This window comes from Sphingomonas endolithica, from assembly GCF_025231525.1.
Taxonomy (GTDB): Bacteria; Pseudomonadota; Alphaproteobacteria; order Sphingomonadales; family Sphingomonadaceae; genus Sphingomonas; species Sphingomonas endolithica.
This window is the reverse complement of record NZ_CP103057.1, coordinates 589021-602367: the sequence shown is the minus strand read 5'-3', so window position 1 is coordinate 602367 and position 13347 is coordinate 589021. Positions and strand designations below refer to the sequence as shown.

General features: G+C 63.0%; 10 protein-coding genes. 2 read left to right on the top strand and 8 right to left on the bottom strand.

The window, feature by feature from the left end:
• The first annotated feature begins 30 nt into the window (after positions 1–30).
• On the top strand, positions 31–1857 hold the full coding sequence (locus NV382_RS02925; RefSeq protein ID WP_260599052.1) for a cation:proton antiporter domain-containing protein: 1827 nt from the start codon (positions 31–33) through the stop codon (positions 1855–1857).
• A 17-nt stretch (positions 1858–1874) separates the two neighbouring features.
• Here NV382_RS02925 and NV382_RS02920 read toward each other — a convergent pair whose 3' ends face one another.
• From NV382_RS02920 to NV382_RS02900, 5 genes are all read right to left on the bottom strand, one after another.
• On the bottom strand, positions 1875–2570 hold the full coding sequence (locus tag NV382_RS02920) for a hypothetical protein (RefSeq protein ID WP_260599051.1): 696 nt from the start codon (positions 2568–2570) through the stop codon (positions 1875–1877).
• A 127-nt stretch (positions 2571–2697) separates the two neighbouring features.
• Positions 2698–5352 carry an alanine--tRNA ligase gene (gene alaS, locus NV382_RS02915; protein ID WP_260599050.1) on the bottom strand — a complete coding sequence of 885 codons (2655 nt, stop codon included), beginning with the start codon at positions 5350–5352 and terminating at the stop codon, positions 2698–2700.
• An 824-nt stretch (positions 5353–6176) separates the two neighbouring features.
• The gene (locus NV382_RS02910) at positions 6177–7022 is read right to left on the bottom strand and encodes a hypothetical protein (RefSeq protein ID WP_260599049.1); all 846 of its coding nucleotides are present in this window, start codon (positions 7020–7022) and stop codon (positions 6177–6179) included.
• A 168-nt stretch (positions 7023–7190) separates the two neighbouring features.
• Entirely contained in the window at positions 7191–8090 is a 900-nt protein-coding gene (locus NV382_RS02905; RefSeq protein WP_260599048.1) for a diacylglycerol/lipid kinase family protein, read from the bottom strand.
• On the bottom strand, positions 8087–9337 hold the full coding sequence (locus NV382_RS02900) for a M24 family metallopeptidase (RefSeq protein ID WP_260599047.1): 1251 nt from the start codon (positions 9335–9337) through the stop codon (positions 8087–8089). The genes NV382_RS02905 and NV382_RS02900 overlap by 4 nt, the downstream gene beginning before the upstream one ends.
• 88 nt (positions 9338–9425) lie before the next feature.
• Between NV382_RS02900 and NV382_RS02895 the strand changes: the two genes are divergently transcribed.
• A complete protein-coding gene (locus tag NV382_RS02895) occupies positions 9426–10745 on the top strand; it encodes a dicarboxylate/amino acid:cation symporter (protein WP_260599046.1) in 1320 nt (439 codons plus the stop codon).
• Positions 10746–10886: 141 nt separating this feature from the next.
• Here NV382_RS02895 and NV382_RS02890 read toward each other — a convergent pair whose 3' ends face one another.
• The 3 genes from NV382_RS02890 to NV382_RS02880 all read right to left on the bottom strand — a co-directional run bounded on the left by NV382_RS02890 (position 10887) and on the right by NV382_RS02880 (position 13263).
• The gene (locus NV382_RS02890) at positions 10887–11513 is read right to left on the bottom strand and encodes a glutathione S-transferase family protein (protein WP_260599045.1); all 627 of its coding nucleotides are present in this window, start codon (positions 11511–11513) and stop codon (positions 10887–10889) included.
• Between the two features lie 155 nt (positions 11514–11668).
• The gene (recA, locus tag NV382_RS02885; protein WP_418066748.1) at positions 11669–12778 is read right to left on the bottom strand and encodes a recombinase RecA; all 1110 of its coding nucleotides are present in this window, start codon (positions 12776–12778) and stop codon (positions 11669–11671) included.
• Between the two features lie 131 nt (positions 12779–12909).
• On the bottom strand, positions 12910–13263 hold the full coding sequence (locus NV382_RS02880) for a response regulator (protein WP_260599044.1): 354 nt from the start codon (positions 13261–13263) through the stop codon (positions 12910–12912).
• Between the last annotated feature and the right edge of the window lie 84 nt (positions 13264–13347).

The following is a 13347-nucleotide window of genomic DNA, read 5'->3' as shown; positions in this document are numbered from 1 at the left end:
ACGCCTCCCATTCGCCGCTAGATCATACCCATGGCAGCACCTCTCCTCAATAGCGGTTTCAGCGACGCGTTGGTCATTCTCGGCGCGGCGGGCATCGTAATCCCCGCATTCGCGCGGTTTCGCATCAGCCCGGTGATCGGGTTCATCCTTGTCGGGCTCCTGGTCGGGCCCTCCGGTCTCGGTCGGCTCGTCGGCGAACATCCCTGGCTCTATTACTTCACGATATCGGACGCGCACTCGATCGAGCCGTTCGCCGAGTTCGGCATCACCATGCTGCTCTTCTCGATCGGTCTCGAACTATCGCTGAAGCGCTTATGGGGCATGCGTGCACAGGTGTTCGGCACGGGTGCAGCGCAGTTGATCGCCTCGGGCGTACTGATCGGCCTCGGCCTCTATCTGTACGGCCAGGTCGATGCCGATTCGGCGGTACTCGGCATTTCCGGCGCCCAGGCACTCGGTATCGCCCTGGCGCTGTCGTCCACCGCGCTGGTGCTGCCGATCGCGGGCACCACAAGCCCGGTTGGGCGATCCGCCTTTGCCATGCTGTTGTTCGAGGATCTGGCGCTGGTGCCGATCATCTTCGTGCTGGCCGCCCTGGCGCCGACCGCCTCGGGGGATGGGCTGGCCAACATCGTCGGCGTGCTCGGCCGCGGTGCTCTCACCGTGGCGATCATCTTTGTCGGCGGCCGCATACTGTTGCCCCGGCTGTTCGCACAGGCTGCGCGCACCAAGAGCCCCGAGCTCTTCCTCGCCGCATCCTTGCTGGTCGTCATTGCCGCCAGCCTCGCGACCACGGCGGCGGGGCTTTCGCCGATCGTCGGTGCCCTGCTCGCTGGGCTGCTGATCGCCGAGACCGATTATCACAGCGAAGTCGAGGCGATCACCGCACCGTTCAAGGGGCTGGCGCTGGGCGTGTTCCTGATCACCGTCGGGATGAGCCTCGACATCAGGATGATTGCGGCAAACTGGATCGCGTTGCTCGCGGCGATCGCCGCTGTGGTCGCGGTGAAGACGGCGGTGACTTTCGGCCTGTTGAAGCTTACCGGCATCCGCAACGGTGTCGCTGCCGAAACCGGGCTGCTGATGGCCAGTCCGTCCGAAACCACGCTGATCGTGTTGGGAACGGCGGCACAAGCGCAGTTGATCCAGGCGTCTACCGCCAGCTTCTGGCAGACAGTGACCGCGATCGGCCTGACGATCACCCCGCTGCTGGCGCAACTCGGCAAGAGCGTATCGAAGAGCATCGAACGGCGAACGTCGGGCGACCCGGTCGACATGGAAATTCCAGCGGAAGGACCGGGGACCGTCGTCATCGGCTTCGGGCGTGTCGGTCGGATGGTTGCCGACATGCTGATGGTACACAATCAGCCTTTCGTCGCGGTGGAGGCCGATATCGATGCCGTGACCGCCGCTCGGGCAGAGGGCTATCCCGTGATCTTCGGGGACGTGTCGCGCAGCGGGCTGGTCGATCAGCTCAATCTCGGCCGGGCCAAGGCGCTGATCCTGACGATGGACGATCCCGTGCTCTCGGTGCATCTCACCCGGCGCGTGCGCGGCTGGGTCCCGGAATTGACCATCGTCGCCCGCGCGCGCGACGTCCACCATGCAGCGCAATTGTATAAAGCTGGGGCGACCGATGCGGTACCGGAGACGCTGGAAAGCTCTCTGCAATTATCCGAAGCGGTGCTCGTCGATCTGGGCGTGGCCGCCGGCCCGGTAATCGTATCGATCCACGAGAAGCGCGACGAATTGCGTAAGGAAATCCGCGCATCGGCCGAGATGGACCGCGATCCCCGGCTTAATCGCTTGCGGCGTCGTGCCCCCGGACCAAGCACGCTGGGTGAAAACGTCACCTGACGGCAATGCCCCGCCGCTTACTTGCCGGCGAATTGCCCCAGTGGGAGCAGTCGGTCGGCAAGCGCCTGCGTTGCCTTGCGGTCGCCCTTGCGCAATGGCACCAACACCGCGGCTGCCGATCGTTGCATGATCCGGTCGAGTGCCGTCGGGGCTGATCCCCGGCCCGCTGCCTCTGCCAGTTGCCGGCCACGGGGATCGGAGGGGTCGAGCTCCAGCCGCAACAAGGCACCGAGCCCCAGGAACATCGCGCGGTTATTGCCGAGCGCGACCGCGCGTTCGATCGACTCCATGCCGATCCGCTTCTGCGCGCCGACCGCGGCACGGCCGACGAACTGGCCGAACGAGGCGATCACGCCGATATGCCACGCGCCCAGCGCAATATGCACCTCGGGGTTGCGCGGGTATTTGGCGACCAGCATCTCGAACCGCTTGCGTGCCGCCACTGCCCCGCTGCGATTGCCGGTGAGCTTCGCGCGGTAGCCGGCTGCCGTCGCCTGCACGATCGCTGCCTCTTCATTGTCGGAACTGCGCGCCAGGATGGCATTGGTCGCCTGGCTGACGTGATCGATCCTGGACAAAGCCGTCGGCTTGTCCCGCGTGGTGAACACCGCATCCAGCAGCAACTCGCGCGGTGTCTCGGCACAGGCAATTGCCGGCATCGTAGCCAGCGCCCCGGCAAGCATCACGCCGCCCCACATTCCATATCGCCCCATGATCGTACGCCTTCCTGATCGATAGAGCCCAAGCCAGCCGTTCGGTCTCTGGCCTGTAGTAATAAGAATGCAACCTTTACTATGACTTACCGGGTGACTGTATGCTGAACAAGAGGTTATGCTGGCATCATCCGGCAAGCGCCGAACGTATCGCGGCGATCGCGTCCGCCGCCTTGTCCCCGTCCGGGCCGCCGCCTTGTGCCATGTCGGGACGGCCGCCGCCGCCCTGACCGCCGAGCACGGCTACTGCTGAGCGCAGCAGATCGACCGCATTGTGGCTGCCGACGAGATCGGTGCTGACGCCGACGGCGATCGATGCGCGGCCATCATTGACCGCGAGCATCACCACCACGCCCGATCCGATACGCTGTTTCACCTCGTCCACCGCCCCGCGCAGGCCCTTGGCATCGAAGTCCTGCAGGATCTGCCCGACGAACTTGATCCCACCGATCTCCTCAGGGCCAGCGAGCGCCGAGCCGCCACCGCCCATCGCCAGCGCCTTCTTCGCCTCGGCCAGCTCGCGCTCGAGCCGGCGGCGATCCTCGACCAAGGCAGCGACCCGCGCCGGCACTTCGTCCGGCGTCGCCTTCAGCGTCGCCGCCGCCTCTCGCAACTTTTCGTCGCGCGATGCCAGATACTGCCGCGCCGCCTCGCCGGTCAGCGCCTCGATACGGCGCACGCCGGACGAGACCGCGCTTTCGCCGACCACCTTGAACAGCCCGATATCCCCCAGTGCCGTGACATGCGTGCCCCCGCACAGTTCGAGCGAATAGGTCTTGTCGCCCTCCCTGCCCATCGAGACGACACGGACCTCATCGCCATATTTCTCGCCGAACAGCGCCATCGCGCCTTCCTCAATCGCCTCGTCGGGCGTCGTCAAGCGCGTGGAGACCGGCGAATTGGCCCGGATATGGTGGTTCACATCGGCCTCGACCTCGCCGATCCGCGCAGGGTCGATCGCGGCAGGCTGAGAGAAGTCGAACCGCAAGCGATCCGGCGCGACGAGGCTCCCCTTCTGCGCGACATGCAGCCCGAGCCGCTGCCGCAGCGCCTCGTGCAGCAGATGCGTCGCCGAATGGTTGGCGCGGATCTGGTCGCGGCGTGCGACATCGATCTGCAGCTTCACCGTATCGCCGACCTTGATCCCCCCGGCATCGACGATAGCGTAATGCACGAAGATGCGGCCCAATTGCTTCGACGTCTCGGTAACCTGCGCACGCAACCCCTCGTCGTTCGCAATCGTGCCCGTATCGCCGACCTGCCCGCCGCTCTCGCCATAGAAGGGCGTCTGGTTGACGACGATCGACACGGTGTCCCCCGTCGCCGCCTGATCGACCCGCGCGCCCTCCTTGACCAGCGCAACGACCTGCCCCTCGCCCGCCGTGGCGGTGTAGCCCAGGAATTCGGTACCGCCCGATTGCTCGGCAATGTCGAACCAGATGTCATCCGATGCCTTGGCGCCCGACCCCTTCCAGGCGGCCCGTGCGGCGCGCTTCTGCTCGGCCATCGCGGCATCAAAACCGGCGCGGTCGATCTGCATGTCGAGCCCGCGCAGCGCGTCCTCGGTCAGATCATAAGGAAAGCCGAACGTGTCGTAGAGCTTGAACGCGGTCTCGCCGGGCAAGGTATCGCCCGCCGACATGCGCGCGGTCGCCTCGTCCAACAGCCGCAGCCCGTTGGTCAGCGTGCGGCGGAACTGCGTCTCCTCCTGCAGCAGTGTCGATTCGATCGATGCCTGCGCGCGCAGCAATTCAGGGTACGCGGCGCCCATCTCGGCGATCAGCGCCGGCACCAGCCGGTGCATCAACGGCTCCTTCGCGCCGAGCAGATGCGCGTGACGCATCGCGCGGCGCATGATGCGACGCAGGACATAGCCGCGGCCTTCATTGGCCGGCAGTACGCCGTCGGCGACCAGGAAGCCGCTGGTGCGCAGGTGATCGGCGATGATGCGGTGGCTGGCCTGGTTGTCGCCGGTCGTGGCGGTGCCGGTCAGCGCGCCTGAGGCGGCGATCAGCGCCTTGAACGTGTCGGTATCGTAATTGTCGTGCACGCCCTGCAGCACCGCAGCGACGCGCTCCAGACCCATGCCGGTATCGATCGACGGCTTGGGCAGATCGCCGACGATCTGATTGTCGAGCTGCTCGTACTGCATGAACACGAGGTTCCAGATCTCGACGAACCGATCGCCATCCTCGTCCGGGCTGCCCGGCGGGCCACCGGGGATATGATCGCCATGATCGTAGAAGATTTCCGAGCATGGCCCGCACGGTCCGCTATCGCCCATCGTCCAGAAATTGTCCGCGGTCGCAATGCGGATGATCCGCTCTTCTGGCAGCCCGGCGATCTTCTGCCACAGGCCGAATGCCTCGTCGTCGGTGTGATAGACGGTGACGGTGAGCTTGTCGGCGGGCAGTCCCCAGACCTTGGTCAGCAAGGTCCAGGCATGGGTAATCGCCTGTTCCTTGAAGTAATCGCCGAACGAAAAGTTGCCGAGCATCTCGAAGAAGGTGTGGTGCCGCGCCGTATAGCCGACATTGTCGAGATCGTTATGCTTGCCCCCGGCGCGGACGCACTTCTGGCTCGACACCGCGGTGACATAGGACCTTGTCTCGAGGCCGGTGAAGACGTTCTTGAACGGCACCATGCCGGCATTGACGAACATCAACGTCGGATCATTCTGCGGCACGAGCGGCGCGGAAGGCACGCGGGCGTGGCCGGCCGCCTCGAAATAATCGAGGAAGGAACGGCGGATGTCGTTGGTGGACATGAAGTGTGCGGTCATGGGAATGCGATCTAGGCGAGCACGCGGCTCGGCTCAAGCGGCGTGGTGGTCGCTGGGGGAAGCCGCGCGCATGACCAAAGCGTGTGGGATCCGAAAAATCGGCAAACGTATGAAAACCGGGAACAGGCGAACGTCGATTCGGACGTGAGACGTGCAACAGCCCGTAGCCTTGGCGCCAATGCTGAGCATCGGCCTATGATGGGAACCCCATGTTCAATCATCCATCCTAAGTCGTTACGCAATCGATGGCTAAGACGGGGTTAGTGAGATCGACAAGGCTTTGCGAAGAGCGAAATGGTGTTGCATCCTCTGGAGGAGGGAGCCAGCATATTCAGAGCGGCCAAACGCTAACTAGTAAGAATTAGGTCCTGGACAGCAATGCGAGGCCGATTAGCATTCGCTGTCTCGATATTCGTTCAGGCATCACAAGCAAAGGATGGAGCCTATGAAATCGTATTTTACGGCCGTCGCAACTCTGATTGCAGCACCCTGTGGCGCACAGGTATACGTTGCCCCGCCGCCAGCCTTCCCGGCAGCTCCCAATCCCGATTTCACGCAAGGTGAGTATCGCAGGAACCTACACGAACTGAGGAATGTAGCCGTCATGCAGCAACGCGCCGACGGCGGCAAACTCAGCCTCAAATCGATCGCTATACTTCGAGCACGCTACGCGCTCCTAGAAAAGAGCCATAAGCGGCAGCTTCGTAAGACCGACCGGGCGGAGATCAACATGCTAGACCATTCTTGGTAAAAGCTCCGCTTACGATAAGCCGCTTGCAGTAGCTGCACATTTCGAATTTTTTGCTTTTCTGCTGCGTTGTCGATTAATTATGCTTGATGCCGGGGGACGATGATCCCGTGTGACGCATAAAAGAGCTCATGTTCGAGCGCTGTATCTCGGCACTTGATCCCGGCGCGGTAGAGTATAAGGCTAACAATAAGTCGTAGTCATTTCGTGTAAGATCGATCGGCGGATGCGTGCCCTTTTTTGATCGATTGAACAATGACATGATTGTCTCCTCGTCGAAGTAGGCGTTCATGTCCGGTCGTGCAAGCGACACCATAGCGAGGTAAGCTGACACCTGCCCCCATGTGAAATCCTCAAGGCGCGCAGCATCAACGATAATCATTGACAGCGCGGCATCTTCCCGGGTGCTGCGAATCAGGCGAGATGCCGAGTGGATCGGGTTCAGACGCTCGGCTATTGGAACACCTTGCGGGCCGTTGGTTCGACTGGCAGCAAGCCACCGGACTGGTCGGGACGATAGTAACGCGTCCTGTCTGCTCCGACTCGCTAGCCCCTCGTCGGGGTTGCCGAACAGGCGGGGATGGCGCCGCACCAGTTCCCTGGCGAAACCATCCGGCTCGGCTGTGAAGATGATCAAGATGTTTGGATGGCATCGGTTGCGGCCAATCTGCAACTTTACCTTCAGCGCAATGGCATTGATCCTTTTTTCAACGTAGCCAGCATGAGCCGCGTCGATCCCGATCGCGCGTGGACAGATGGAGGCGTTCCAGCGGGCGATCTGCTTGCCACGTTCATTGTGCGTCATAGATTCGACCAACCGGTCAACAGCATCCCGGGTCTTGGCAGTGACGACGATCTCCTTGTCAGATGGCGCATCATTCCCCGGGATGGGCGGCGAAGCCTGCGCAAACAGAAGTAGCAACGGTAGGAACGACCTGCCTTATAGCGCCAAAGCTTTATCAAAAATCGTCTTTCGAGAGCTAAGTCACTGCTAATATAGCGAACAACTAATCACGTTTGAAGTAAAGCGTTTTTGAAGCGAGAAATGGCCGAATTGGGCCAGCAAGCTTGTCTGATCCCCACCGCCACGTTAGCGCACCTCCGCAGCGACCACCACCAGCGCGCGGCGGTCGATCGTGAACTTCAGTGGCATGCGCAATTCTTCCACCTCGCCGTCCAGCGCCACATCGATGTGGTGCGATCGGCCGGTCACGGTGAGTTCCGGCACATCGCCGAGCGCCGCGAAATCCTCGGCCGGGTCGGCGCGGCCGGCGAGTGTGCGCAGCGCAAAGCCGAGCAGCGCGCGACGGCGGCGGGCAGCGACCGCGAAAACCGAGAGTAGGCCATCATCCAGGGCGCTGCGCTTGCCGAGTTGCCCGGCCTCCAGCGCATAATGATTGTTGCCGACGAACAGCATCGGCGTGACGATCTCGCGCTCGCCCTGCGGGCTGTTGAGGCGCAGCCGGTGATGGCGCAGGCGCTTGAGCGCGGCCCAGGCGGCGGGGATTGCGGCCAGCGACTTGGGGAGATTGAGCCGCTTCTGACGCGCGTCACGCCCCCTCACCAGTTCGGGGTAGATGCCGATCGACGCATTGTTGACGAACAGTCGGCCGTTGACGCGTGCGACATCGATCCGCCGCCTGAAGCCCTTGGCAATCAGCCCGGCCGCGCCCGGCAGGTCGAGCGGGACGTCCAATTCGCGCGCGAGATGGTTGCGCGTGCCGAGCGGCAGGATGCCGAGCGCCGCCTTCCCTTTGATGAGCGCACCCGCCGCACAGCCGAGCGTCCCGTCCCCGCCGCCCACCACCACCAGCGGCAGATGTGCGTACTGTGCCGCAGCGGCCTGTATGTCGCGGCCGTCGAGCAGCAACAGATCGATGTCGATCTCAACATCGGCAAAGGCGGCACGGACTTCGGCCTCGAGCTTGTCCCCCTTGGACGCAGCCGTGCCGCCGCCGGCATTGATCAGGACCGGGACGGGTTCGCTCATCCGAGCGGCGCGTCGATCGATACCGGGGGACGCGAGAACCATTGCGGCCCCGTAGCTGTCATGTGGAAGCAATCTTCCAGCCGCACGCCGAAACTGCCTGGAATGTAGATGCCCGGTTCGTTCGAAAAACACATGCCGGGCGCCAGCCGCGTCGTCTCGCTGCGGACGAGATTGATCGGCTCGTGCCCGTCCATGCCGATGCCGTGCCCGGTGCGGTGCGACAGACCGGGCAGCCTGTAATCCGGCCCATAGCCAAGACCGGTATAATAGCCCCGAACAGCATCATCAACCTGGCCCGCCGGCGTGCCGAGCCTGGCGGCGGCGAACGCCACCTGCTGGCCGCGTGCGACCTGATCCCAGACCTTACGTTGCGCCACGCCAGCAGTGCCGTGGACGAAGGTGCGCGACACGTCGGACTGATACCCTTGCACGGTGCAGCCGCAATCCATCAGCACCACTTCGCCGTCGGTGACGACCTGCGGCTTCTTGCTGCCGTGCGGGTAAGCTGCGGCTTCACCCAGCAGGACCAGCGAAAACTCCGGGCTACCGCCAAGCTTCCTGGTCGCGGCGTTCATCAATGCGGCGATGTCGGCGTTGCTCATGCCGCGTTCGATGCGCGGATAGGTCCAGCGATAGGCGGCGATGGTGACATCCGTCGCGGCCTGCATCAGCGCGATCTCGGCCGCCGTCTTGATCATCCGACAACCGCGCACCACCGGGTTGGCGGAGACGATCTTTGCCGATGGCAGCACTCGCGTGAGTCCATCGACGGCGAAATAGCGCATCGTCTCTTCGATGCCGATCGGCCGGTCGGCGAGCTTGCGGTCGTGCAGGAAGCCGGCGACAACGGCCAGCGGATCCTGATCCTCCTGCCAGACGCGTACTTCGGCTGGGATTCCCAGCGACTCGCGGACGGACGGCTCCTCGAAGAATGGCGTGACGATGCACGGCTTGCCTTCGGCCGGCAGGATGGCGCAAGTCAGTCGCTCGCTGCGGCTCCAGCGCACACCGGTGAAATAGATCAGCGAGGATCCGGGTTCGATCAGCACTGCGCCGATGCCGTTCGCCTTCATCAACGTCTGCGCACGGTCGATGCGTGCCGCCCGTTTGGCCGGGCCGATCGGCTGCGTTGCCTTGGTAATATCGCCCAGCGCCGCGAGATCGGGTTCCGCGGCGCGCAGGATGCGGGGGAGGGCGAGCAGCGGCGCCGCGGCGGCGGTGGCGATCAACTGGCGGCGGCTGGGCATGGCTATCGACATGGCGGCAGCGATACGGTGCTTGACCGCGCGGCCGCAATCCCCTTCCCTATTCGCCACTGACAATGCCGGAGCATCCATGGGCAAGCGCCTCACTTATTATATCCTGATCGGGCTCGTGCTGGGCGGCGTGGTCGGCCTCGGCGTGAACGCGTATTTCGACGATAATGGCGGCGCCGGGACGCAGCAGGCAACAGAGATCGCCGGTTATTTCTCGATCATCACCGCCGTGTTCCTGCGGCTGATCAAGATGATCATCGCGCCTCTGGTCTTCTCCACCTTGGTCGTCGGCATCGCGCATATGGGCGACACGCAGGCGCTCGGGCGGATCGGTTTCCGCTCCGTCGCCTGGTTCATCTGCTGCAGCCTCGTGTCGCTGACCTTGGGGCTGATCCTGGTCAATTTCTTCCAGCCTGGCGTTGGTCTGGCGATCCCGATCCCGCCGGTCGATGCGGCAAGCGGCGTCGACAAGGCGGCGTTCAACCTGAAGGACTTCATCTCGCACATCGTGCCGTCGTCGATGGTCGATGCAATGGCCAAGAACGAGATCCTGCAGATCGTCGTCTTCTCGCTGTTCGTCGGCGTCGGGATCACGGCGGTCGGCGAAAAGGCCGCGCCGTTGGTGCGCGGGATCGACGGCTTGGCGCAGGTGATGCTGCAAGTAACCAATTACGTCATGCGCTTCGCCCCGTTCGCGGTGTTCGCCGCGGTGGCGGGGACACTGGCCGAACGCGGGCCGTCGATCATCGGCAGCCTCGCTTATTTCATGGGCACCTTCTATCTCGGCATGGCGCTGTTATGGTGCGTGCTGATTGGCGCCTGCTTTCTGATCGTCGGTCCGCGCACCGGCTTGCTGGTGCGTTATATCCGCGAGCCGTTGCTGCTGGCCTTTTCGACCGCTTCATCCGAGGCCGCCTATCCGCGCACGCTGGAGGCGCTCGACCGGTTCGGCGTGCCGCCGCGCATCGCCAGCTTCGTCCTGCCGCTCGGCTATTCGTTCAACCTCGACGGCTCGATGATCTACATGACGTTCGCGGTTATGTTTATCGCCCAAGCCTACGGCATCGACCTCTCACTCGGACAGCAGATCACCATGCTGTTGGTACTGATGGTAACGTCGAAGGGCGTCGCCGGCGTGCCGCGCGCCAGCCTGGTGGTGATTGCCGCGACGCTGGCGTTCTTCAACATCCCAGAGGCGGGATTGCTGCTCATCCTGGCGGTGGACCACTTCCTCGACATGGGGCGCAGCGCGACCAATGTCGTCGGTAACGCGGTGGCAAGCGCAGTGATCGCCAAGTGGGAGGGCAAGCTCGACGTGCTGGAGCCTGCCGAGATCGATCCTTTGCCGGTGCCCGCAGGACATGGCCCCGCGGTGGATGAGGATCGGTTTGGCGGCTGACGCTGCTATGCTGGCGTTCCCGCTTTCGCTCCCCGGCGAAGGCCGGGGCCCAGTTGGTAAAGTCTAAGTTCGTTAGCGTAGCACCTGCGATTTTCGTCTCGCGGCTGGGCCTCGGGCTTACCGGGGAACAGAAAGACAAGGTCACGCGTAAGCGTAAGGTCCGCCCTTTTGCAGTGCCGTCTGGTAGGCAGCCCGTGCGTGGATTTTGGCCAGCCACGCTGTCGTTGCCGGACGGGACGAGTCGAGGCCGGCTCGCGATGTTGCCGCCTCGAGCGGAAAGCTCATCATGATGTCGGCGGCGGTCATCTGGTCGCCGGCGAACCACGGGCGGCTGGCGAGTTCCGATTCGACAAAATCGAGGTGCACGTTCACCATCGGCTGGATGCGCTTCAACGCACGTTTGCCGAACAGCGGAATGCGGCCGACGACCAGCAGCAGCAACAGCGGCGGCATCATCGAGCCTTCGGCGTAATGCAGGAACTGGCGATAGCGCAGCACCGACTCGCGATGGGCAGGCGCACCCAGTTTCCCATCAGCTTTTTCGACAAGATATTCGACGATCGCACCAGTTTCGACGATCACCTTGCCGTCATCGACGATCATCGGCGATTTGCCGAGCGGATGGACCTTCTTCAGTTCGGGCGGGGCGAGCATGGTCTGCTTGTTCCGCTCGTAGCGCTTGATCTCGTAGCGAAGACTGAGTTCCTCGAGCATCCACAGGATGCGCTGCGACCGCGAATTTTCCAGATGATGGACGATGATGGTCATGTGCGCTCTCCCGTTTTGCTCTTGCTAGCAGTGAAGGAGACGAAGGTCATCGTCGGCGATTCCGCGACGTTTCGTCTTCGCCGCCCTTACAAACGCGAAAGGCCCGCCACATGGGCGAGCCTTTCCAATCATGCGACACATTCACGCCGCTGGTATTACATCTCGTCGTCGCCATCCTCGTCCGGTTCGGAGCCGACCATCATCTCCTCAGCCACCTTGTCGGTGCGCGTGCGGATCGCCTGTTCGAGGCGGTCGCACATTTCCGGATGCTCCTTGAGGTAGGTCTTCGAATTCTCACGGCCCTGACCGATGCGCACGCTGTCATAGCTGAACCAGGCGCCCGACTTCTCGACTAGCCCCGCCTTGACGCCGAGATCGAGGATCTCACCGATCTTGGATACGCCCTGTCCGTACATGATGTCGAACTCGACCTGCTTGAACGGCGGCGCGACCTTGTTCTTGACCACCTTCACGCGCGTGGCGTTGCCGATGATCTCGTCGCGATCCTTGATCTGCCCGGTGCGACGAATGTCCAGCCGGACCGAAGCATAGAATTTCAGCGCGTTGCCGCCGGTGGTGGTCTCGGGATTGCCGTACATCACGCCGATCTTCATGCGCAGCTGGTTGATGAAGATCACCATGCAGCGCGAACGGCTGATCGAGCCGGTGAGCTTGCGCAACGATTGCGACATCAAGCGCGCCTGCAGGCCAACATGGCTGTCGCCCATCTCACCCTCGATTTCCGCCCGCGGCACCAGCGCTGCGACCGAATCGACCACCAGCACATCGATCGCATTGGAGCGCACCAGCGTATCGACGATCTCCAGCGCCTGCTCGCCGGTGTCGGGTTGCGACACGATCAACTCGTCGATGTTGACGCCCAGCTTCTTGGCATAGACCGGATCGAGCGCGTGCTCGGCATCGACGAAGGCCGCAGTACCACCGCCCTTTTGAGCTTCGGCAATGACATGCAGCGCCAGCGTGGTCTTACCCGATGATTCCGGGCCATAAATTTCAATCACGCGACCGCGCGGCAGGCCGCCGACGCCGAGCGCGATGTCCAGCCCTAGCGACCCGGTCGAGATCACCTCGACCTGCATCGTCTCCTTTGCGCCCAGCTTCATCGCCGAGCCCTTGCCGAACGCACGATCGATCTGCGCGAGTGCCGCCTCGAGTGCCTTGGCGCGTTCGCCAGCGGCCTTCTCGCCCGCTTTGTCTGTTGCTGCTGCCATTTTGCCGTCGATAACCTTGAGAGATGCCGCCACTGGAGCCTCCATCGCTATACCGAACGCCAGATGCGTTCAATGCGTGTTGGAGCTTGTATCGCATTTGTTCTTATAGAACAAGACTGGAACGATACTTAGTTCAACCGCTCTCCGTAGCGATTACCGTATTGTCAGCCCAGGCTGTCGAGTGCCTTGGCAACGCCATCCATGGTGAAGGGCTTGGCCAATGTCGGACGCATGCGGTGCGCTTCGATCAGCCCCTCTTGCGAGCCGCCGGTCGCAAACACGAAAGGTACGTTCCTGGCTGTCAGCGCATCGGCGATCGGCCAGCTCTGTTCGCCGCCGCGCAGGTTCACGTCGAGGATCGCAGCATCGATGCCACCCCTGTCGATCAGTGACAGCGCATCGGCCACCGTGTCGGCCTGCCCGGCCAGCTGCTTGCCGAGTACGTCGAGAAAGTCCTCGAGCATCATCGCGATGAGGGGTTCGTCTTCGACGATAAGGATACGCTGAACCACGGTCATAAACCGGCTTTAGACAAAGGCTTGCGGCATCGCCAAGTCATTTCGCCTGCGATATACAAAACGACACGTTTGCCGCGCGCGGGG

Bases quoted from the DNA above. Each gene is read 5' to 3' on its own strand.
- NV382_RS02880 (WP_260599044.1), bottom strand. From the start codon at position 13,263: ATGACCGTGGTTCAGCGTATCCTTATCGTCGAAGACGAACCCCTCATC.
- alaS (WP_260599050.1), bottom strand. From the start codon at position 5,352: ATGACCGCACACTTCATGTCCACCAACGACATCCGCCGTTCCTTCCTC.
- NV382_RS02920 (WP_260599051.1), bottom strand. From the start codon at position 2,570: ATGGGGCGATATGGAATGTGGGGCGGCGTGATGCTTGCCGGGGCGCTG.
- NV382_RS02900 (WP_260599047.1), bottom strand. From the start codon at position 9,337: ATGCCCAGCCGCCGCCAGTTGATCGCCACCGCCGCCGCGGCGCCGCTG.
- NV382_RS02925 (WP_260599052.1), top strand. From the start codon at position 31: ATGGCAGCACCTCTCCTCAATAGCGGTTTCAGCGACGCGTTGGTCATT.
- NV382_RS02890 (WP_260599045.1), bottom strand. From the start codon at position 11,513: ATGACCATCATCGTCCATCATCTGGAAAATTCGCGGTCGCAGCGCATC.
- NV382_RS02895 (WP_260599046.1), top strand. From the start codon at position 9,426: ATGGGCAAGCGCCTCACTTATTATATCCTGATCGGGCTCGTGCTGGGC.
- NV382_RS02905 (WP_260599048.1), bottom strand. From the start codon at position 8,090: ATGAGCGAACCCGTCCCGGTCCTGATCAATGCCGGCGGCGGCACGGCT.